This window comes from Streptococcus sp. VT 162 (genome assembly GCA_000688775.2).
In the GTDB taxonomy this organism is placed as follows: domain Bacteria; phylum Bacillota; class Bacilli; order Lactobacillales; family Streptococcaceae; genus Streptococcus.
The window spans coordinates 1,386,583-1,408,545 of record CP007628.2 but is presented as its reverse complement, the minus strand read 5'-3'; the positions used below and the strand labels follow the sequence as shown (position 1 = coordinate 1,408,545).

The 21,963-nt window shown below is 41.8% G+C and carries 21 protein-coding genes and 1 tRNA gene; 18 read left to right on the top strand and 4 right to left on the bottom strand.

All coding sequences use genetic code 11. The features are described 5' to 3' along the window. Positions 1–106: 106 nt before the first annotated feature. The 6 genes from V470_07085 to V470_07060 all read left to right on the top strand — a co-directional run bounded on the left by V470_07085 (position 107) and on the right by V470_07060 (position 4,386). Positions 107–445 (top strand): protein PhnA, encoded by a 339-nt coding sequence (locus V470_07085; protein AHZ48180.1) that lies wholly within the window; start codon positions 107–109, stop codon positions 443–445. A 2-nt stretch (positions 446–447) separates the two neighbouring features. Beyond that, the gene (locus tag V470_07080) at positions 448–1,071 is read left to right on the top strand and encodes a membrane protein (protein AHZ48179.1); all 624 of its coding nucleotides are present in this window, start codon (positions 448–450) and stop codon (positions 1,069–1,071) included. A 112-nt stretch (positions 1,072–1,183) separates the two neighbouring features. After that, on the top strand, positions 1,184–2,335 hold the full coding sequence (locus tag V470_07075) for an MFS transporter (protein ID AHZ48178.1): 1,152 nt from the start codon (positions 1,184–1,186) through the stop codon (positions 2,333–2,335). A gap of 99 nt (positions 2,336–2,434) precedes the next feature. Beyond that, positions 2,435–3,184: a pseudouridine synthase gene (locus V470_07070; GenBank protein AHZ48177.1), complete on the top strand. Its 750-nt coding sequence runs from the start codon at positions 2,435–2,437 to the stop codon at positions 3,182–3,184. After that, a complete protein-coding gene (locus V470_07065) occupies positions 3,174–3,947 on the top strand; it encodes a phosphomethylpyrimidine kinase (protein ID AHZ48176.1) in 774 nt (257 codons plus the stop codon). Before V470_07070 ends, V470_07065 begins: the two co-directional genes overlap by 11 nt. Further along, complete coding sequence (locus V470_07060) at positions 3,925–4,386, top strand: membrane protein (GenBank protein ID AHZ48175.1); 462 nt, start codon at positions 3,925–3,927, stop codon at positions 4,384–4,386. Before V470_07065 ends, V470_07060 begins: the two co-directional genes overlap by 23 nt. A gap of 40 nt (positions 4,387–4,426) precedes the next feature. Here V470_07060 and V470_07055 read toward each other — a convergent pair whose 3' ends face one another. The 4 genes from V470_07055 to V470_07040 all read right to left on the bottom strand — a co-directional run bounded on the left by V470_07055 (position 4,427) and on the right by V470_07040 (position 9,295). Further along, positions 4,427–5,509, bottom strand: coding sequence for a dipeptidase (locus tag V470_07055; GenBank protein ID AHZ48174.1), 1,083 nt, complete (start codon positions 5,507–5,509; stop codon positions 4,427–4,429). Between the two features lie 127 nt (positions 5,510–5,636). Then, entirely contained in the window at positions 5,637–6,419 is a 783-nt protein-coding gene (locus tag V470_07050) for a glutamine amidotransferase (protein ID AHZ48173.1), read from the bottom strand. After that, positions 6,419–7,762, bottom strand: a complete 1,344-nt coding sequence (locus V470_07045) for a UDP-N-acetylmuramyl peptide synthase (GenBank protein AHZ48172.1) — start codon at positions 7,760–7,762, stop codon at positions 6,419–6,421. The genes V470_07050 and V470_07045 overlap by 1 nt, the downstream gene beginning before the upstream one ends. Before the next feature lie 216 nt (positions 7,763–7,978). Continuing rightward, positions 7,979–9,295: a pyridine nucleotide-disulfide oxidoreductase gene (locus V470_07040; GenBank protein ID AHZ48171.1), complete on the bottom strand. Its 1,317-nt coding sequence runs from the start codon at positions 9,293–9,295 to the stop codon at positions 7,979–7,981. Positions 9,296–9,609: 314 nt separating this feature from the next. Between V470_07040 and V470_07035 the strand changes: the two genes are divergently transcribed. The 12 genes from V470_07035 (at position 9,610) to V470_06980 (ending at position 21,921) form a co-directional block, all read left to right on the top strand. Further along, positions 9,610–11,184, top strand: coding sequence for an RNA helicase (locus V470_07035; GenBank protein ID AHZ48170.1), 1,575 nt, complete (start codon positions 9,610–9,612; stop codon positions 11,182–11,184). Positions 11,185–11,466: 282 nt separating this feature from the next. After that, entirely contained in the window at positions 11,467–12,255 is a 789-nt protein-coding gene (locus V470_07030) for a transcriptional repressor CodY (GenBank protein AHZ48169.1), read from the top strand. Beyond that, a complete protein-coding gene (locus tag V470_07025) occupies positions 12,255–12,830 on the top strand; it encodes an isochorismatase (GenBank protein AHZ48168.1) in 576 nt (191 codons plus the stop codon). Before V470_07030 ends, V470_07025 begins: the two co-directional genes overlap by 1 nt. 80 nt (positions 12,831–12,910) lie before the next feature. Then, positions 12,911–12,996, top strand: a tRNA-Leu gene (locus V470_07020). A 271-nt stretch (positions 12,997–13,267) separates the two neighbouring features. Continuing rightward, a complete protein-coding gene (locus V470_07015) occupies positions 13,268–13,879 on the top strand; it encodes a CAAX protease (GenBank protein AHZ48167.1) in 612 nt (203 codons plus the stop codon). A gap of 134 nt (positions 13,880–14,013) precedes the next feature. After that, complete coding sequence (locus V470_07010) at positions 14,014–15,291, top strand: peptide ABC transporter permease (GenBank protein ID AHZ48166.1); 1,278 nt, start codon at positions 14,014–14,016, stop codon at positions 15,289–15,291. Between the two features lie 126 nt (positions 15,292–15,417). Then, a complete protein-coding gene (locus V470_07005) occupies positions 15,418–16,050 on the top strand; it encodes a multidrug ABC transporter ATP-binding protein (GenBank protein ID AHZ48165.1) in 633 nt (210 codons plus the stop codon). Positions 16,051–16,335: 285 nt separating this feature from the next. Continuing rightward, entirely contained in the window at positions 16,336–17,715 is a 1,380-nt protein-coding gene (locus V470_07000) for a peptide ABC transporter permease (protein AHZ48164.1), read from the top strand. A 142-nt stretch (positions 17,716–17,857) separates the two neighbouring features. Beyond that, positions 17,858–18,514: a transcriptional regulator gene (locus tag V470_06995; protein AHZ48163.1), complete on the top strand. Its 657-nt coding sequence runs from the start codon at positions 17,858–17,860 to the stop codon at positions 18,512–18,514. Further along, positions 18,511–19,839: a histidine kinase gene (locus V470_06990; protein ID AHZ48162.1), complete on the top strand. Its 1,329-nt coding sequence runs from the start codon at positions 18,511–18,513 to the stop codon at positions 19,837–19,839. Before V470_06995 ends, V470_06990 begins: the two co-directional genes overlap by 4 nt. Positions 19,840–19,978: 139 nt before the next feature. Further along, entirely contained in the window at positions 19,979–20,860 is an 882-nt protein-coding gene (locus V470_06985; GenBank protein AHZ48161.1) for a fructose-bisphosphate aldolase, read from the top strand. A 128-nt stretch (positions 20,861–20,988) separates the two neighbouring features. After that, entirely contained in the window at positions 20,989–21,921 is a 933-nt protein-coding gene (locus V470_06980) for a hydrolase (protein ID AHZ48160.2), read from the top strand. Positions 21,922–21,963: the final 42 nt, after the last annotated feature.

The following is a 21,963-nucleotide window of genomic DNA, read 5'->3' as shown; positions in this document are numbered from 1 at the left end:
CTGCTGGACTTAGGACACATTGTCAAAAGTAGGATTTTACGGTATAATAGTTGCTGTTCAATAACATATGAATTTTAAAGAATAATTGTTAGTTTAAGGAGGACTTATGAACAACTTACCAAATTGCCCAAAATGTAATTCAGAATATGTCTACGAAGATGGAAGTCTCTTGACCTGCCCAGAGTGTGCCTATGAATGGAACCCTGCTGAAGTTGCAGAAGTAGACGAAGGTGTAGTTGCTATCGATGCCAATGGAAATAAATTGGCTGACGGCGATACTGTAACCTTAATCAAGGACTTGAAAGTAAAAGGTGCGCCAAAGGATTTGAAACAAGGAACTCGCGTTAAAAATATCCGTATCGTAGAAGGTGACCACAACATCGACTGTAAGATTGATGGTTTTGGAGCTATGAAACTCAAGTCAGAATTTGTTAAGAAAATCTAGCCATGAAACTGAATTATAAATTTATCTTTTATAGTCGTGTCCTCTTGTTCTTAGCGGCATTTACAGGAGTTTATTTGGAGATTACCAAGCACGGTGGCTTTGGTATGCTCCTTTACTACACAGTGTTGTCCAATCTTTTGGTAACGATTTTCACGGGCTGTCTGCTCCGTGTGATGAGCCGTTCAGGTGAAAATTGGCAAAGTCCGACCTTGCTTCGTCTCAAGGGTGGCGTTACCATGAGTATCATGATTACCTGTGTGATTTACCATTTTATGCTTGCTCCGATCGCGACAGACTTTTACCGTGTGGAAAATTTCCTTTGCCACTATATCGTTCCACTCTGGTTTTTAGCCGACACCCTCTTCTTTGATAAACGGGGTCAATACAAGATCTGGGATCCAGTCTTGTGGACCATCTTGCCCTTAGTTTATATGATTTTTGCCTTGTTTAACGGCCTGGTCTTAAAACTCAATATTCCGAATTCCAAGGACAATCCCTTCCCTTATTTCTTTTTAAATGTGAACAAGGGTTGGGACGTGGTTATCAAATGGTGTTTGATCATTTTTGCAGCGTATATGGTTGCAGGCTTCATCTTCTATCTGATCAAGCAAATCAAGCGAAAATAGTCTTCCTATTAGGAAAGTTAGGACGGAGTCTCTAGTTCAATCGGGCTCCTTCTTTTCTTGCCATCTTCCTTTTAAAAGGATCAACAGTGAGAAATATACAGAAAGAAAATTCATGAAACAATATTTAGAACGGGCTAGTATTTTGGCCCTCTCCCTCGTTTTGATTACCTCCTTTTCCATCTCAAGTGCTCTGCCAGCCATGTTTGACTACTATCAAGGCTATCCCAAAGAACAAATCGAGCTCCTGGTCAGTCTTCCTTCTTTTGGAATTATGATTATGCTGGTTTTAAATGGGTTTTTGGAGCGGTTATTTCCTGAGCGACTTCAGATTAGTCTAGGACTTCTCATCCTTTCTATCGGTGGAACTGCCCCTTTCTGGTATCAGGAGTACAACTTTGTCTTTGCGATGCGGATTTTATTTGGCTTGGGTGTTGGAATGATTAATGCCAAGGCCATTTCCATCATTAGCGAACGCTATCATGGAAAGACACGGATCCAGATGTTGGGTCTTCGCGGATCAGCAGAAGTTGTCGGGGCATCGATTTTGACTCTAGTGGTCGGTCAACTCTTATCCTTGGGATGGACAGTGACCTTCTTGGCCTACAGTGCAGGATTTTTAGTATTGATCCTTTATCTGCTCTTTGTCCCTTATGGGAAAGAAAAGAAAGAAACAAAGAAAAAAGAGGCCGAAACAACTCGTTTGACAGGACAGATGAAAGGCTTGATTTTTCTATTGGCTGTCGAAGCAGCAGTTGTTGTCTGCACCAACACAGCTATCACCATTCGTATTCCTAGTCTGATGGTGGAAAGAAGTCTAGGGGATGCCCAGTTATCGAGCTTGGTTTTAAGTATCATGCAGTTGATTGGTATCTTGGCAGGTGTGAGTTTTTCTTTCTTTATCTCTCTGTTTAAAGAAAGGTTGCTCCTTTGGTCAGGTATCACCTTTGGATTGGGGCAAATTGTGATTGCCTTGTCTCCGTCATTGGGTGTGATGGTAGTTGGAAGTGTTGTGGCAGGTTTTTCCTACAGTGTGGCCTTGACCACTGTCTTTCAGCTTCTTTCTGAAAGAATCCCAGCCAAGCTCCTTAATCAGGCAACATCTTTTGCAGTGCTAGGATGTAGCTTTGGAGCCTTCACGACACCTTTCATTCTTGGAGCGATTGGTTTGGTGACTCAAAACGGTATGTTGGTCTTCACCATTCTAGGCTGCTGGTTGATTGTCACTTCTATCTTTGTTATGTACGCACTTCAAAAGAGAGCTTAGGATTAATTTCCTAAGTTTTTCTTTCTGGAAATTTTGTACCCAGACAATTATTGGTTTTTAAACTTGTTTACACTTTTATTTCCTGATAAAATAGAAGTTATGACAAGATATAAAGCAATCATTTCCTATGATGGTTATGCCTTTGCTGGTTTTCAGCGCCAGCCTCATGCGCGGAGCGTTCAAGAGGAAATTGAGAAAACCTTAACAAGACTCAATAAGGGGCAAGCCATCGCTGTACACGGTGCTGGTAGGACGGATAGTGGGGTCCATGCTCTTGGTCAGGTTATTCATTTTGACCTGCCCTATCAGATGGATGAGGAAAAACTCCGTTTTGCTCTGGATACCCAGTCACCAGAAGATATCGATGTGATTTCAATTGAGATTGTGGCAGATGATTTTCATTGCCGTTATGCCAAGCACAGCAAGACCTATGAGTTTATCGTGGATAGAGGACGTCCCAAAAATCCTATGCGTCGTCACTACGCTACTCACTTTCCCTATCCGCTCGACGTGGAGCGGATGCAGATGGCAATCAAAAAGCTAGAGGGAACCCATGATTTCACCGGTTTTACAGCCTCTGGGACTAGTGTTGAGGACAAGATTCGGACCATCACAGAAGCAAGTCTAACAGTTGATGAGACAGGGCAGTTTTTGACCTTTACCTTTTCGGGAAATGGTTTCTTGTATAAGCAGATTCGCAATATGGTGGGGACACTGCTCAAAATCGGAAATAATCGAATGCCAGTTGAGCAGATTGACTTGATTTTGGAGAAGAAGGACAGGCAGCTAGCAGGTCCAACGGCGGCACCAAATGGCTTGTATTTAAAGGAGATTCGTTATGAAGAATAATCGTATTTTAGCCCTTTCTGGGAATGATATTTTTAGTGGTGGTGGTTTGTCAGCTGATTTGGCCACCTATACCTTAAACGGCTTGCATGGCTTTGTAGCTGTCACTTGTTTGACGGCCTTGACCGAAAAGGGCTTTGAAGTCTTTCCAACTGACGATGCCATTTTTAAACATGAATTGGATAGCTTGCGTGATGTGGAATTTGCAGGGATTAAGATTGGTCTTCTCCCTACTGTCAGTGTGGCTGAGAAAGCCTTGAACTTTATCAAGCAACGTCCAGGAGTGCCTGTTGTATTGGATCCCGTCTTGGTCTGCAAGGAAACCCATGATGTGGCAGTCAGCCAACTCTGTAAAGAGTTGATTCTCTTTTTCCCTCATGTCAGTGTGATTACGCCAAATCTTCCTGAAGCAGAATTGTTGGCGGGTCAGAAAATCAAAACTTTGGAAGATATGAAAGCTGCAGCGCAGAAATTGCATGATTTAGGAGCGCCAGCAGTCATTATCAAGGGAGGCAATCGCCTTAGTCAGGACAAGGCTGTAGATGTCTTTTATGATGGACAAAATTTTACAGTTCTAGAAAATCCTGTCATTCAAGGTCAAAATGCTGGTGCAGGTTGTACCTTTGCCTCAAGCATCGCCAGTCACTTGGTTAAAGGGGATGAACTTTTACCAGCAGTAGAGAGCTCAAAAGCTTTCGTTTACCGTGCTATTGCACAAGCAGATCAATATGGAGTAAGACAATATGAAGCAAACCAAAACAACTAAAATCGCCCTTGTATCTCTTCTAACCGCTCTTTCAGTAGTCCTAGGTTATTACTTGAAAATTGGAACGCCAACAGGAATATTGACTCTCTTGGATGCAGGTATTTTCTTTACTGCCTTTTACTTTGGCAGTAAAGAAGGGGCCGTCGTTGGAGGACTAGCAGCTTTTCTGCTTGACCTTTTATCAGGCTTTCCACAGTGGATGTTCTTTAGCTTGGTAAACCATGGCTTGCAAGGATATTTTGCAGGTTTTAAAGGGAAATGGCAATGGCTGGGCCTAGTCTTAGCTACTATCGTCATGGTAAGTGGCTACGCTCTGGGCTCAACCCTAATGAATGGCTGGTCAGCAGCCTTACCAGAAATCCTTCCAAACTTCCTGCAAAATACCTTGGGTATGGTTGTAGGATTTGTAGTCTTTCAGAGCGTCAAGAAGATAAAATAAAAAAGTCAGCTTCAATAGCTGACTTTTTGCTTGTCTAGATTTAATCAAAATAAAGCAAATCTTTGCTGGTGCTTGTAAAGAGGTCAAAGCCATCCTTGGTAACAACACCACAGTCTTCGATACGAACGCCGACTTTACCAGGGATATAGACACCTGGTTCAACAGAGAAGCACATGCCTTCTTCGATGACCATGTCATTTCCTTCCATGATAGATGGGAATTCGTGGACATCCATACCGATACCGTGACCGAGACGGTGGTTGAAGTACTCACCGTAACCAGCTTTTTCAATGACTTCACGTGCAGCGCGGTCAACTTCATGGGCAGTCACACCTGGCTTGATGAAGTCAAGGGCAACTTGTTGAGCTTCAAGTGTCAAGTTGTAGATATCCTTCTTGAATTGATCAGGTTTACCGACAGCGACAGTACGAGTCATATCTGATGCGTAGCCATTGACCATGACACCGAGGTCAAAGAGGAGAAAGGCGTCTTTTTCGACCTTGTTTGCACCAGGAATTCCGTGCGGATTTGCAGCGTTATCGCCAGTCAAGACCATGGTATCAAAGCTCATTTCATAGCCTTCACGTTTCATGGCAAAGTCGATTTGGGCGATGATATCTGTCTCTGTCTTATCAAGAGAAATATTGTCAAAACCAACTTTTACAGCCTTATCAGCATAGAGCCCTGCAACCATCATTTTTTGCACTTCGTCAGCTGATTTGATGAGGCGCATGCGTTGGATGCGAGGAGTGAGGTTTTCAAACTCAGCAGTCTCAAAGACTGTTTTCAAACCATGGTATTTGGTCAAGATGAGATTGTCAAACTCAACAGCGACACGTTTGAAGTCGTGCTGAGGCAAAGCATTTTTGATTTTTTGCCATGGATTTTCAGAATCCACATAGCCCACAACTGGGAAGGAAACAGTATTGGTTGCACGCTCCACTTCGAGAGCTGGAACAAAGAGGAGAGGTTCCTGATCCGCTAGAACAAAGAGAAACATTTGGCGTTCATGGGGATCACTGTAAAAGCCAGTGAGGTAATTAATAGTGACGGGGTCAGATACGACAGCGACGTCTAGTTTTTCTGATTCAAGATATGTTACGATTTGTTGTAATTTAGACATATGCTACCTTCTTTCTACCCCTCTATTTTGGCAAAAAAAGAGAGAAAATGCAAGGGAGAAGGGTAAAAGAACAGACAAAAAGAACTCCGACAAGATAGGGGAGTTCTTTGGTCTAGTTTTCTTTAGTTTAAGAAAAGTCAGCCTTGCTTTTGACGTCGCTGTATTCTTCAGCGATTTCTTGGCTGAGAATATCTTCATAGGCAGGGAGTTGGGTGTTCTGGCCGTATTTCTTCTTGAGGGCAGTAGTGACTAGACGATAAGCCAGATTGGCATTACGAGAGAGGATAGGTCCGTGGAAGTAGGAACCAAAGACATTCTTATAATGAACCCCTTCGCCGACCTTTTCCTCGTTGTTTCCATTTCCATAGACCACCTGTCCCAGCGGTTTTTGGTCATCAGAAAGGAAGGTACGACCTTGGTGATTTTCAAATCCGTAGTAGGTTTCATCGAAATCTTCATTGTGAATCTTGATGTCACCGATAAAGCGATTATTGGTTTGGTTGAGGGTGTAGTGGCCCATGACACCGAGTCCTTCGATACGTTTGCCTGAAGCCTCAACATAATATTGGCCCAATAGTTGGAAACCACCACAGATAGCGAGAACCACACCGTCATTTTGGATGTAGTTGTCAATGCTTTCTTTCTTGGCGGGTAGATCGCCTGCGATGATACTTTGTTCAAAGTCTTGACCGCCACCGAAAAAGGCAATATCATAGTGATTTTCATCAAAGTCATCATGGAGAGAAACGATGTCAACCGTCACATGGGCTCCCAGTTTTTCAGCCACATACTTGAGCATGAGGATGTTACCATTGTCCCCGTAGGTATTCATGAGGTTTCCATAGAGGTGGGCGATATTGAGCTGATAAGGGTAGTTGCCAGCTTTTGAGGAAAGTGAAGTATAAACCATCAGTTCATCTCCTTTCTAACAATCTGACGACTAGCCAGCAGTTCACGGAATTCCAGCATAGCAGTATAGGTAGCTAGGATATAGGCATGTTTGCAGTCTTGGTTCTCAATGGTTTTGAGAACTTGCTCCAGATTGCTCGTCTCAGTGATTTTATCAGCTGGATAGCCCGTCACTCGTAGACGACGAGCGATTTCAGAATGACGAACACCTCCAGCGTTAATTTCTGGAATGTCCATGTCAGTGATTTGTTCAAAGTCCGCATCCCAGATCCAGCTAGTATCAATCCCATCAGCATAGTTGGCATTGAGGAGAACAGATAAACTAAATGGATAAGGAGCTAGTTTGATCATCTCGATAGCTTGGGTAGCGCCAACAGGATTTTTAATCAAGACAAGAGTACATTCTTTGTCACCGATATGGAAGGTTTCTTGGCGACCAAATACGGCTCTGCTCTTATCAAATCCTTGTTTGATCCGTTGCGAATCTGCACCGAGGAAACGGGCGATGGCAACTGCAGCAAGGGCATTGTAGATGTTGTAAAGTCCACCGATTTGGATTCCGTATTCTTGTCCGTCAATGACAAAACGAGAGCGGTTGTTGGTCAACTCAACCAAGTCTGTCAGACGGTAGTCTAATTCAGGACGTTTGCAGCCACAATTTTCACAGATATAGGCACCCAAATTTGCATAGGTATTGTGCTCGTATTTGAGGATGCCTTGACAGTCAGGGCAGAGAATCCCTTCGGTATTGTAGTGAGCCAGTTTGGCTGGTCCTTTTTCCAAGTCAAAACCAAAATACTGAACTGGATTCGGAATAGCTGGCTTATAGAAAAGTGGACTGTCACCATTAAGGAGAACAGTGGCTGTAGGCACCTTACGAATGGCATCCAAAATCATCTTATAAGTCGTGTAAATCTCACCATAGCGGTCCATCTGGTCACGGAAAATATTAGTGATGACAAAAAGGCTAGGATGGATATAGTCACAGATACGAGAAAGACTGGCCTCATCAATTTCTAGAACGGCAATGTTTTTCCCAGTTTTAGAGGATTTGGCAGTCAAGAAAGTTGTCGTAATCCCTGTAATCATATTGGCACCGCTTGGATTGGTCAGAACCTGACCATAGACTTCTTTTAAAATGCCGACAGTGAGAGCAGTTGTCAGGGTTTTCCCGTTGGTTCCAGTGACCACGACAATCTCGTAGTTCTTAGCTAGATTTTGTAAAATATCTTTATCAAATTGGAGGGCAAGTTTTCCTGGGAGCGTACTTCCACGACCAAGACGGTTCAAGATGAAGTGAGAAGAACGCCCAGCAAGAAGGCCCAAAGTAGTTTTTAATTTCATGTTTCTATTATATCATAAAAGAGGGAAAAGACAGATTTGATACTCAATGAAAATCAAAGAGCAAACTAGGAAGCTACTAGGAAGCTAGCCGCAGGCTGTACTTGAGTACGGCAAGGTGAAGCTGACGTAGTTTGAATTTGATTTTCGAAGAGTATGAGATTTCGCAGAAACAAAAACAGCCCGACGAGGGCTGTTAGCTAACAAATCAGTCTCAACTTAAATCGCAAACAAGTCATTCAAGTTCTCAGCCAAGGTTGGGTGAGTGAAGATTTGTTTTGTGAAGTAAGTGTAAGGAATCTTGTTGTCCATTGCAACAGTGATGATGTTGATGATTTCTTGTGAACCTTCTGAGAAGATAGTTGCACCGAGAATTTCTTTTGTTTCAGTATTGACAATAGCTTTGAAGGCTCCGCGAAGGTCTCCATTTACGTGACCACGAGGCATCGCAGCAACAGGGATTTCCTTAACAGCGTATGGAAGTTTCAAATCAGCTGCTTGGCTTTCAGTCAAACCAACTTGTGAAAGTGCAGGTGTGATGAACATGGTGTTTGGCACATTGAGACGGTCTTCAAGAGTGTAGCTGCCATCTCCAGCAAGATAGCTGTAGACAACACGGAAGTCATCAAGTGAAATGTAGGTAAATTGAGGTCCACCATTGACGTCTCCAACTGCAAAGACACCAGGAACGTTTGTTTGACAATGTTTGTCGACTTTGATAGCACCACGCTCTGTTAGTTCAATATCAGTATTCTCAAGTTGAAGTGGTTCTACGTTTGGCTTACGTCCAGTTGCGTAGAGAAGAGCATCGAAACGGTAAGTTTCATTTTCAGTTACGACAAGAACTTGGTCACCGTCGTTTTTGATTTCAGTAGTACGGATGTTTTGAAGCAATTCAATGCCGTCTTCTTCCATATATTGTTTAGCAAGAGCTGCGATGGAAGGTTCTGTTCGAGGTAGAAAAGTATCCAAGGCATCTAGGACTGTAACTTTGCTTCCAAGTTTGTTGTAAAGGCCTGCAAATTCAAGACCGATATTTCCGCCACCAAGGACACCAAGTTTTTTAGGCAATTTGTCCAAGTTTTGGATACCTGTTGAGTCAAAGACGTTTTTGCTTGTAGCAAGTCCAGGGATTGGCAAGACGTTTGAAACAGCACCAGTGTTGATAACGATAGTTTCAGCAGTGAGTTCTTTCTTTTCATCACCAGCCTGGATTTCGATGACTTTGTTTGAAAGGAAGTGTGCTTCCGCATCAAAGATATCTACGCCTGTACCCGCAACAGTTGCATAGTTTTTACCATTAAGGCGACCAGTGACGGTATTTTTGGTAGCAATGACTTCTTCAAAAGACAAATCTTTCTCAGCAGCAACTAACAAGGTCTTAGTTGGGATACATCCGATGTTGATACAAGTTCCGCCATACATAGCTTTACTACGTTCAACGAGGGCAACTTTTTTGCCAGCTGAAGCCAATTTACCAGCTAGTGTTTTACCAGCCTTACCAAATCCAATAACAATTAAATCGTATGTTAACATTTTTTAATCCTCCTGTTTGATTTCATTCTAGCACAAGAAAAAAACTTTTGCACAATTCCGCTACGGAGAAACGAATCATATAAGGCTGTATTTATATTTGTGGAAAATCGTTTACATGATTTTCCTTAAAGATTCTACTATCTTTTGCCCCGCTCTTGTGTTATACTAGATAGGTTGCAAAGAAACTCGTACTTTTCTTTCGTGGAAAAGAAGCAACACGGTATCTCGTTTTTAAAGAAGATACATCATGAAAAGAAAAGTATATACTAAGCGCTATAGGATGGCTTCGCACCATCTTTAGAAAGAAGAAAAACGTGAAATTTAATGAATTTAACTTGTCTGCTGATTTGCTAGCAGAGATTGAAAAAGCTGGATTTGTAGAAGCAAGTCCCATCCAAGAACAGACCATTCCATTGGCTCTTGAGGGGAAAGACGTTATCGGTCAAGCCCAGACTGGTACAGGGAAAACCGCAGCCTTTGGCTTGCCAACCCTTGAAAAAATCCGTACAGAAGAAGCAACTATTCAAGCCTTGGTCATCGCTCCAACTCGTGAACTCGCTGTTCAAAGTCAAGAAGAACTCTTCCGCTTTGGTCGTAGCAAGGGAGTGAAAGTTCGCTCAGTTTACGGTGGTTCAAGCATTGAAAAACAAATCAAAGCCCTTAAGTCGGGTGCTCATATCGTTGTAGGAACACCAGGTCGTCTCTTGGACTTGATCAAACGCAAGGCTTTGAAATTGCACGATATTGAAACCCTCATCCTTGATGAAGCGGACGAAATGCTCAACATGGGCTTCCTAGAAGACATCGAAGCTATTATCTCTCGTGTCCCTGAAAGTCGTCAAACCTTACTCTTTTCAGCAACGATGCCAGATGCTATCAAACGTATCGGTGTTCAGTTTATGAAAGAGCCTGAGCATGTGAAGATTGCTGCCAAAGAATTGACAACAGAGCTGGTGGACCAGTACTATATCCGTGTCAAGGAACAAGAAAAATTTGATACTATGACACGTCTCATGGATGTTGAACAACCAGAGCTTGCTATCGTGTTTGGTCGTACCAAACGCCGTGTAGATGAATTGACTCGTGGGCTTAAAATCCGTGGCTTCCGTGCAGAAGGGATTCATGGTGACTTAGACCAAAATAAACGTCTTCGTGTCCTTCGTGATTTTAAAAATGGTAATCTTGATGTTCTAGTTGCGACAGACGTGGCAGCACGTGGTTTGGATATCTCAGGTGTGACTCATGTCTACAACTATGATATTCCACAAGATCCTGAAAGTTATGTTCACCGTATCGGTCGTACAGGTCGTGCTGGTAAGTCAGGTCAATCTATTACCTTTGTTTCTCCAAATGAAATGGGCTACCTTCAAATCATCGAAAACTTGACTAAGAAACGCATGAAAGGCTTGAAACCAGCGACAGCAGAAGAAGCCTTCCAAGCTAAGAAACAAGTAGCGCTCAAGAAAATCGAACGAGACTTCGCAGACGAAGCAATTCGTGGGAACTTTGAGAAATTTGCTAAAGATGCTCGTAAATTGGCTGCAGAATTTAGTCCAGAAGAATTGGCTATGTATATCTTGAGTCTGACAGTCCAAGATCCAGACAGCCTTCCTGAAGTGGAGATTGCGCGTGAAAAACCACTGCCATTTAAACCATCAGGTAATGGCTTTGGTGGCAAAGGCAAGGGAGGTCGAGGAGGCCGTCGTGGGGACGACCGTCGAGACCGTGATCGCCGTAGTGGTCGCCGTGATGATTTCAAAAAAGGCAGTCGTGGGAACGATCGTTTTGATAAAGACAGACGTTACCGTAATAAAGACAATAAAAAACCTCGCAACACTTCAAGCGAAAAGAAGACCGGCTTTGTTATTCGTAACAAAGGAGACAAATAGAAAAAAGCGATTCACACTGTGAATCGCTTTTATATATAAGGAGACCGATAGTAAAAGAAGATGGTGATAGTAAAGGATAGGTGAAACGGAAAGGGATTTATCATGTCATCTTCTTATAATGTTATAATATCAAAAATAAAATAGGATGTCAATAAAAAAATCGCTTTTTTTCTAAAATATTTTTGCTGTTCAAAATTGTAATTAAATAAGCAATTTTCAGATAATTATTGAAATAAAGACTTTTCTATGTTATAATGGAAGCGATTATATGCGAGGTAAAAAATGGCACATTTATTAGAAAAAACAAGAAAAATCACGTCTATTCTAAAGCGCTCAGAAGAGCAACTCCAAGATGAACTTCCTTACAATGCGATCACACGCCAGTTAGCTGATATTATTGATTGTAACGCTTGTATTGTGAATAACAAGGGACGTCTCTTGGGCTACTTTATGCGGTATAAGACCAATAATGACCGTGTAGAACAATTCTTCCAAACTAAAACCTTCCCTGAGGTCTATGTACAAGGGGCAAACATGATTTACGACACGGAAGCAAATCTTCCTGTTGAACATGATTTGACCATTTTCCCTGTAGAGAGCCGTGCGGACTTTCCAGATGGTTTGACGACCATCGCTCCGATTCATGTATCAGGGATTCGTCTAGGTTCCTTGATCATTTGGCGCAATGACAAGAAATTTGAAGATGAAGATTTGATCCTTGTCGAGATTGCGAGCACGGTGGTAGGGATTCAACTGTTGAACTTCCAACGTGAAGAAGATGAGAAAAATATTCGCCGTCGTACAGCTGTTACTATGGCGGTCAACACCCTTTCCTATTCAGAACTTCGTGCCGTATCAGCTATTTTAGCTGAATTGGATGGAAATGAAGGGCAGCTGACTGCATCAGTTATTGCAGACCGTATTGGCATTACACGCTCAGTGATTGTCAATGCGCTTCGTAAATTGGAGTCTGCGGGAATTATTGAGAGTCGTTCATTAGGAATGAAGGGGACTTATCTCAAAGTTCTAATTGGTGATATTTTTGAGGAAGTGAAAAAGAGGGACTACTAATGGCAAAGGCTTTAATCTCGATTGACTATACAGAGGATTTCGTAGCAGACCATGGAAAGCTAACTGCTGGAGCACCTGCTCAAGCAATATCAAAAGCCATTTATCAGGCAACCAGATTAGCTTTTAATCGTGGAGACTATGTCTTTTTCACCATTGATGCTCATGAGGAGAAGGATACATTCCACCCAGAAAGCAAGCTTTTTCCACCACACAACATCATCGGAACTAGTGGGCGTAACCTTTATGGCCCCCTAGCTGACTTTTATGCTGAGCATGAGGCGGATAGTCGTGTCTTTTGGATGGACAAGCGTCACTATTCAGCATTTTCAGGAACGGACTTAGATATCCGTTTGCGGGAACGTCGGGTAGATACGGTCATTTTGACTGGTGTGTTGACTGACATTTGCGTCCTTCATACGGCTATTGATGCCTATAATTTAGGTTATCAAATAGAGATTGTCAAGCCTGCGGTTGCCTCTATTTGGCCAGAAAATCATCAGTTTGCTCTTGGGCATTTTAAGAACACATTGGGAGCCAAATTACTGGATGAAAACCTTGCTGAAATTGAACTATAAGCCTGTTGGAAAAATGAAAAAAATCTGAAAAAAGTGTTGACAAAGATTTTGAAAGTTGATATACTAGTAAAGTAATCGACGCGGGGATGGCGGAATTGGCAGACGCGCAGGACTAAGGATCCTGTGACCGCTTTAGGTCGTGAGGGTTCAAGTCCCTCTCTCCGCATAGGGTAAGAGTTAGCTTTGGCTAGCTCTTTTTTGTTAGCTTATATAGTGACTATTCAACAAGAGAGGTCTACCTTTCTTGTTTTTTCTTTTTCTTTATAAATAGTGCTATAATATAGATAGAAAGTAACAGTAAAAAGTCTTATATGAAAGATCATCGAGTAATGGATGCTAATAGGTTTAGTTAAAGTTGTATAAAAGGTAGGAAAGGAGGACTAGATAGTCATTTGGTATTTGAAATGAGTATTTCAAAAGTGTAAAGGAGGATTACGATGGTTAATGAACTTCAGCGAATAATGAGCGCCTTTATTCAAATTCTCTTTATTATTTTACTACCTTCTATCTGGTGGTTTATGACTATGAGGGGGAAAGTTCCGTTTATGGAATGGATCGGACTAAAAGCTATCAAAAGAGTAAAAACTTTGCATCTGATTTTATGGATGGTGGGGGGATTTTCCTTATTTACTATTTTTTCTATCCTTATCTTTCCTCTTACGCGTAGTCTAGAAACAGCTACTTCGGCTTTTTCTGCTATGGAATATAAGGCTTTACCAAGTATTCTAATTTACAGTATTTTGCAAACATCTTTACCAGAGGAACTATTATTTAGAGGTTTTCTACTGAAACGAATGGCAAATCACATGCCGTTTGTTTTTGCAAATACCATACAGGCTTTCGCTTTTGGATTGCTTCATGGAGTATTATTTGCTTCAGTAGTGAGTTTGGAAGTCACTTTTTTCATTGTATTTTTTACTGGAGCAATAGCAGCTTATCTTGGTTTTGTTAATGAAAAGATAGCAGGAGGATCAATTTTACCAAGTTGGCTAATGCATGCCACAGCCAACATCCTCTCTGGTTTAGTTTCTGCATTTTCTTTGCTTTGAGTGGATACAGTTATAAAAATGGAGCTGGTAGAAATACCAGCTTTTTTTCAAAAAATAAATCAAAAAAAATTTTTGATTTCATAAACATTTCATATTTGGATTTTATAATAGTCTTACAAATATGGAGGTGACAAATGAATCCAATCCAAAGAGCTTGGGCTTATGTCAGCAGAAAACGACTGAGAAGTTTTATTTTATTTCTGATTTTATTTGTCCTTTTAGCAGGAATTTCAGCCTGTTTGACTCTGATGAAGTCCAACAAAACAGTAGAAAGCAATCTTTACAAATCACTCAATACTTCTTTTTCTATCAAAAAGATCGAAAATGGACAGACCTTCAAGTTGTCTGACCTTGCATCCGTGAGCAAGATTAAGGGACTGGAAAATGTCTCTCCTGAACTCGAAACGGTCGCAAAACTGAAAGACAAGGAAGCGGTGAGTGGTGAGCAGAGCGTAGAACGTGATGATTTGTCAGCCGCGGACAAGAACTTGGTTAGCTTAACGGCTCTCGAGGATTCATCCAAGGATGTCACCTTTACCAGTTCGGCTTTCAATCTAAAAGAAGGGCGACACCTTCAAAAAGGGGATTCCAAGAAAATCCTTATCCACGAAGAGTTGGCCAAGAAGAACGGTCTTTCGCTTCATGACAAGATTCGCTTGGATGCTGGTCAGTCAGAAGCTGGAAAAGGGCAAACAGTTGAGTTTGAAATTGTCGGTATCTTTTCTGGTAAAAAACAAGAAAAGTTCACAGGCTTATCTTCTGACTTCAGTGAAAACCAAGTCTTTACTGACTATGAAAGTAGCCAAACCCTTTTGGGAAATAGTGAGCCTCAAGTTAGTGCAGCGCGCTTCTATGTAGAAAATCCTAAGGAAATGGACGGACTCATGAAGCAGGTGGAAAACTTGGCTTTAGAAAGTCAAGGTTACCAAGTTGAGAAGGAAAACAAGGCCTTTGAACAAATTAAAGACTCAGTGGCAACCTTCCAAACCTTCCTCACCATCTTCCTTTATGGGATGTTGATAGCTGGAGCTGGAGCCTTAATTTTGGTCTTGTCCCTCTGGTTGAGAGAAAGGGTCTACGAAGTGGGGATTCTACTCGCACTTGGAAAAGGCAAGAGTTCAATCTTCCTACAATTCTGTTTAGAAGTAGTGTTGGTATCTCTTGGAGCTTTGCTTCCATCCTTTATCGCTGGAAATGCCATCACATCCTATCTGCTCCAAACTGTACTAGCCAGTGGAGATCAGGCAACCTTACAGGACACGCTGGCCAAAGCAAGCGGTCTATCAACCAGTCTCCTATCCTTTGCAGAATCCTATGTCTTTCTGCTCCTGATTGGTTGCTTATCAGTAGCCCTTTGTTTCGTATTCTTATTTAGAAAATCGCCAAAAGAAATTTTATCATCTATTAGTTAATACTCTTCGAAAATCTCTTCAAACCGTGTCAGTCTTATCTGCGACCTCAAAGCTGTGCTTTGAGCAACCTGCGGTTAGCTTTCTAGTTTAATCTTAGATTTTCATTGAGTATAAGAAGGAGAAATCATGACTTTATTACAATTGCAAGATGTTACCTACCGTTATAAGAACACTGCTGAAGCAGTTTTATATCAGATCAAGTATAATTTTGAACCCGGAAAATTTTATAGTATCATTGGTGAGTCAGGAGCAGGAAAATCCACTCTCTTGTCCTTACTGGCTGGTCTAGATAGCCCTGTTGAAGGTTCTATCCTTTTCCAAGGAGAGGACATTCGGAACAAGGGGTATTCTTACCATCGCATGCACCATATTTCCCTGGTCTTTCAAAATTATAACTTGATAGATTATCTTTCTCCGCTGGAAAATATCCGCTTGGTCAACAAAAAAGCAAGCAAGGATACACTTCTTGAGCTTGGTTTGGATGAAAGTCAGATCAAGCGGAACGTTCTCCAGTTATCAGGTGGTCAACAGCAACGTGTGGCCATCGCTCGCAGTTTGGTATCAGAATCTCCAGTTATTCTAGCTGATGAGCCAACAGGAAATCTGGACCCTAAAACTGCTGGAGATATTATCGAACTGCTCAAATCACTTGCCGAGAAAACAGGTAAATGTGTGATCGTCGTCACTCACAGTAAAGAAGTGGCACAAGCATCAGATATTACACTTGAATTGAAGGATAAGAAATTGACTGAAATATAGAATCTAGTTATTAAACTTTAAAATAGTATTAGTTGGTAACCAGATACGTGTAAAGTAATAATAAACGAAGTGAGTCTTTAACAACTATTTCCCGAGGTAGTGATAGCCTAGATAATAACAAAGTTATTATCTAGGCCGGAATTTTTGAGACATATGGCTCAAAAATTAGGGATGAAATTCCTACAGGAAGTTGCTCCCGTCCGCACAATCTAAGGGAAATAGTAAAAAAATAATTTATATAAGTTATAAGACATTGAAATAGAACAAAATCTAGAAAGGGAACCTATGTTACACAACGCATTTGCCTATGTTACAAGGAAGTTTTTCAAATCGATTGTTATCTTCCTGATTATTCTCCTCATGGCGAGCTTGAGTTTGGTCGGCTTGTCAATCAAGGGAGCTACTGCCAAGGCTTCTCAGGAGACTTTTAAAAATATCACTAATAGTTTCTCCATGCAAATCAATCGTCGCGTCAATCAAGGAACGCCACGTGGTTCTGGGAATATCAAGGGTGAGGATATCAAAAAAATCACCGAAAATAAGGCCATCGAGTCTTATGTTAAACGCATCAACGCCATCGGAGATTTGACTGGATACGACCTCATCGAAACGCCAGAAACCAAGAAAAATCTCACTGCAGACCGTGCCAAACGGTTTGGAAGCAGCTTGATGATTACAGGTGTCAATGACTCCTCTAAAGAAGACAAGTTTGTCTCTGGCTCTTACAAACTAGTTGAAGGTGAGCACCTGACCAACGATGATAAGGACAAGATCCTCATGCATAAGGACTTGGCAGCCAAACATGGCTGGAAAGTTGGAGATAAGGTCAAATTGGACTCTAATGTCTATGATGCAGACAATGAAAAAGGGGCCAAGGAAACAGTTGAAGTGACAATCAAGGGACTATTTGATGGTCACAATAAGTCAGCAGTAACCTATTCACAAGAACTCTATGAAAATACAGCTATCACAGACATTCACACAGCTGCAAAACTTTATGGATACACAGAAGACACAGCTATTTATGGGGACGCAACCTTCTTTGTAACAGCAGACAAGAACTTGGATGATGTCATGAAAGAGTTGAATGGTATCAGTGGTATCAACTGGAAGAGCTACACACTTGTGAAGAGCTCCTCTAACTACCCAGCTCTTGAGCAATCCATCTCTGGTATGTACAAGATGGCCAACCTCCTCTTCTGGGGTAGCTTGAGCTTCTCAGTCCTTCTCCTTGCACTCTTGCTTAGTCTTTGGATTAACGCCCGTCGCAAGGAAGTGGGAATCCTCCTCTCTATCGGTCTCAAGCAGGCAAGTATCTTGGGGCAATTCATTACCGAATCTATCTTGATTGCTATTCCTGCTCTTATTTCTGCTTACTTCCTAGCCAACTACACAGCCCGTGCCATCGGAAATACGGTTCTTGCCAATGTCACTTCAGGTGTTGCCAAGCAAGCCAGCAAGGCTGCTCAAGCCTCTAATCTTGGTGGTGGTGCAGAAGTAGATGGCTTTAGTAAGACCTTGTCGAGCCTAGATATTTCTATTCAGACATCAGACTTTATCATCGTCTTTGTCCTTGCCTTGGTTCTAGTGGTTCTCGTTATGGCGCTTGCCTCAAGCAATCTCCTCAGAAAACAACCAAAAGAGCTCTTGCTCGATAGCGAATAAAAAACTTGCTACCTATTCTCCCCTAAATGGGGTATAATATAGGTAGCATTTTTATCTGTTTTCTCTTGATAAGAACTCTTCCTATCAGGATGAAACAGAGAAGATTTACAAGAAATTTAAAGGAATGTGAACCGTTTTTTCTATGAAAATTTTAATTGTAGAAGATGAAGAGATGATCCGTGAGGGGATTAGTGACTATTTGACGGATTGTGGTTATGAAACCATTGAGGCTGCGGACGGTCAAGAAGCTCTAGAACAATTTTCCAGCTATGAAGTAGCACTAGTTTTACTGGATATCCAGCTGCCCAAACTCAATGGTTTAGAAGTCCTAGCCGAGATTCGTAAAACCAGTCAGGTTCCTGTCTTAATGTTAACTGCCTTCCAGGATGAAGAATATAAGATGGGCGCCTTTGCATCTCTGGCAGACGGCTATCTGGAAAAACCCTTCTCCCTCTCCCTCTTAAAAGTGAGGGTGGATGCGATTTTCAAGCGCTATTACGATACAGGACGAGTCTTCTCCTATAAGGATACCAAGGTGGACTTTGAGAGTTACAGTGCAAGCCTCGCAGGTCAAGAAGTGGCTATCAATGCCAAAGAGTTAGAAATTCTGGACTATCTGGTTAAAAATGAAGGCCGGGCCTTGACTCGTTCTCAGATTATCGATGCTGTCTGGAAGGCGACAGATGAGGTTCCCTTTGATCGCGTCATTGATGTCTATATCAAGGAACTGCGGAAAAAGCTAGACCTGGATTGTATCCTCACTGTGCGCAATGTTGGTTATAAATTGGAGCGAAAATGAAACGAACAGGTTTATTTACAAAGATTTTTATCTATACCTTCTCTATTTTTAGTGTTCTGGTTATTTGTCTTCATTTAGCCATTTATTTTCTCTTTCCGTCAACTTATCTGAGCCACCGTCAGGAAACCATTGGCCAGAAAGCGACAGCCATTGCCCAGTCCCTAGATGGAAAGGATAGGCAAAGTATCGAGCAAGTCTTAGACTTGTATTCCCAGACCAGTGATATCAAAGGAGCTGTCAAGGGAGAGATGACCGAGGACAAGTTAGAAGTCAAGGACAATCTTCCTCTGGATACGGACCGCCAGACTACTTCCCTTTTTATCGAGGAGCGTGAGGTGAAAACGCAAGATGGTAGCACCATGACTCTCCAGTTTTTAGCGTCCATGGATTTGCAAAAGGAAGCAGAGCAGATCAGTCTCCAGTTTCTCCCCTATACCTTGCTGGCATCCTTTCTGATTTCCCTCTTGGTAGCCTACATCTACGCTCGAACCATTGTTGCCCCGATTTTGGAAATCAAGCGGGTGACCCGTAGAATGATGGAACTAGATGCTCAAGTGCGATTGCGCGTGGATTCTAAGGATGAGATAGGTGATCTCAAGGAACAAATCAATAGCCTTTACCAGCACCTTTTGACTGTTATTGCGGACTTGCATGACAAGAATGAAGCCATTCTCCAGCTGGAAAAGATGAAGGTTGAGTTCCTGCGAGGAGCTTCTCATGAATTGAAAACACCACTGGCCAGCTTGAAAATCCTAATCGAAAATATGAAAGAAAATATCGGCCGTTATAAGGATAGAGATCACTATCTGGGAGTTGCCTTGGGAATTGTGGACGACCTCAGTCACCACGTTCTCCAGATATTGTCTCTCTCTTCTGTGCAGGAATTGCGAGACGAGAAAGAAGAGGTTGACCTCCTTCAGATGACGCAAAGTTTGGTCAAGGATTATGCTTTGCTCGCCAAGGAGCGAGAACTTCAGGTAGACATTAGCCTAACCCATCAGCAGGCTTACATAAACCCATCTGTCATGAAACTGATATTATCGAATCTCATCAGCAATGCTATCAAGCACTCCACTCCAGGTGGCTTGGTTCATATCGGCGAGAGAGAAGGGGAACTCTATATCGAAAATAGCTGTAGTCCTGAAGAACAGGAAAAACTGGCCCAGTCTTTTTCTGACAATGCTAGTCGCAAGGCCAAGGGTTCAGGAATGGGGCTCTTTGTGGTCAAAAGTTTATTAGAACATGAGAAATTACCTTATCATTTTGAGATGCAAGATGATCGATTAACCTTCTTCATACGTTATCCCAAAGTCGCTCAAGACTAAGGGAAAGAAAGGGTTTACATTGATTGGATTGGAAGAAATTCAATCTAAAGTATGGGAAAAACTAGCTTTTTTTATCAAAAAGTGATAAAATGAACAATGTAAATGGGATGTCCCAAAAAATATATAGGAGGCCTGACAAATGGCAATCGTTTCAGCAGAAAAATTTGTCCAAGCAGCTCGTGACAACGGTTATGCAGTTGGTGGATTTAACACAAACAACCTTGAGTGGACTCAAGCTATCTTGCGCGCAGCAGAAGCTAAAAAAGCTCCAGTTTTGATCCAAACTTCAATGGGTGCTGCTAAATACATGGGTGGTTACAAAGTTGCTCGCAACTTGATCGCTAACCTTGTTGAATCAATGGGTATCACTGTACCAGTAGCTATCCACCTTGACCACGGTCACTACGAAGATGCACTTGAGTGTATTCAAGTTGGTTATACTTCAGTTATGTTTGACGGTTCACACCTTCCAGTTGAAGAAAACCTTGAAAAAGCTCGTAAAGTTGTAGAATTTGCTCACGCAAATGGTGTATCAGTAGAAGCTGAAGTTGGAACTATCGGTGGTGAAGAAGACGGAATCATCGGTGATGGTGAATTGGCTCCAATCGAAGATGCTAAAGCAATGGTTGCAACTGGTATCGACTTCTTGGCAGCTGGTATCGGTAACATCCACGGTCCATACCCTGCAAACTGGAAAGGTCTTCACCTTGACCACTTGCAAAAATTGACTGAAGCTGTACCAGGCTTCCCAATCGTATTGCACGGTGGTTCAGGTATTCCTGATGACCAAATCCAAGCAGCTATCAAACTTGGTGTTGCGAAAGTTAACGTTAACACTGAATGCCAAATCGCATTCGCTAACGCAACTCGTAAATTTGCTCGTGACTACGAAGCAAACGAAGCAGAATACGACAAGAAAAAACTCTTCGACCCACGTAAATTCTTGGCTGACGGTGTAAAAGCTATCCAAGCATCAGTTGAAGAACGTATCGACGTATTCGGTTCAGAAGGTAAAGCTTAATCTAGCTGAACAATACAGAAAGAACCTGCCCATTGGGTGGGTTTTTTGTGTCTGGATATATAGCGAATATACTGTAGAAGAACCAATCTTAAGTTGCTAAAAGGTTCTATTTTTTGTACAATAATGCTATGAAAATACTGAAAAAATGGTTTCTTGGCATTCTTAGTTTCATTCTTTTGTTTTTACTCGCTACATTCATCTTTCACCGTATCAGTTTGGAAAAGGAAGAAGCCTCACTATCATCTATGGGACAACAAGTTCTTGTCAATGGACATCAAATAAATATTTACGTTGAAGGGGATGGACCTGAGACTATAGTAGTTCTCTCAGGTGCTGGTATTGCTTCTCCCATATTGGACTTTAAAAATGTATCGGAATCCTTATCGAAACGATATAAGGTAGTCATCGTGGAGCGAGCGGGATATGGTTATAGTGATGATAGCAATCATTCAAGAGATGTGATGGAAGTTTTGTCTGAGACTCGCCAAGCTCTTTCCCAAGCAAATATCACAGGGCCGTTTATCATTCTGTCTCATTCCATGGCTAGTTTAGAGAGTCTGGCTTGGCAGGAGAAGTTTCCTGATGAAGTGAAAGCTTTGATTGGTTTAGATTGGGCATTGCCATCAAGTTATGAGAATTTAAAGCAAAATCAGACCTTACTCACTGTAGCATATTGGACCAGCAATATTGGCTTATTACGCTACTTCCCTGAGTCCTTTTATATAAAAAATCAAACTTTGACCGAAAATGAACGAAAACAATATAAACTTCTAGCTTATAAGCAGTTGATGTCACAAGCCATGCTTCATGAATCCCAAACGGTAAAGGAAAATGCCAAGAAAGTTACTTCTAGCATCAATCCGAAAATTCCCACCTTACTACTGGTGTCTAACGGTGAAGGTACTAGTTTTAGCCAATCTGAGTGGCAACGTTATGCAGAGAGATTTGCAAGCGACCAGTCTAATGTTCAAGTCGTCTATATGGATGCGCCTCACGACCTCTATCATTATCAAAGCGATGCTATTGTTTCTCGCATTAAAGAATTTTTAGAGAATAATTGAGGGCTTAAAAATCCATTGAGACTGATGATAATAATTGAAAGG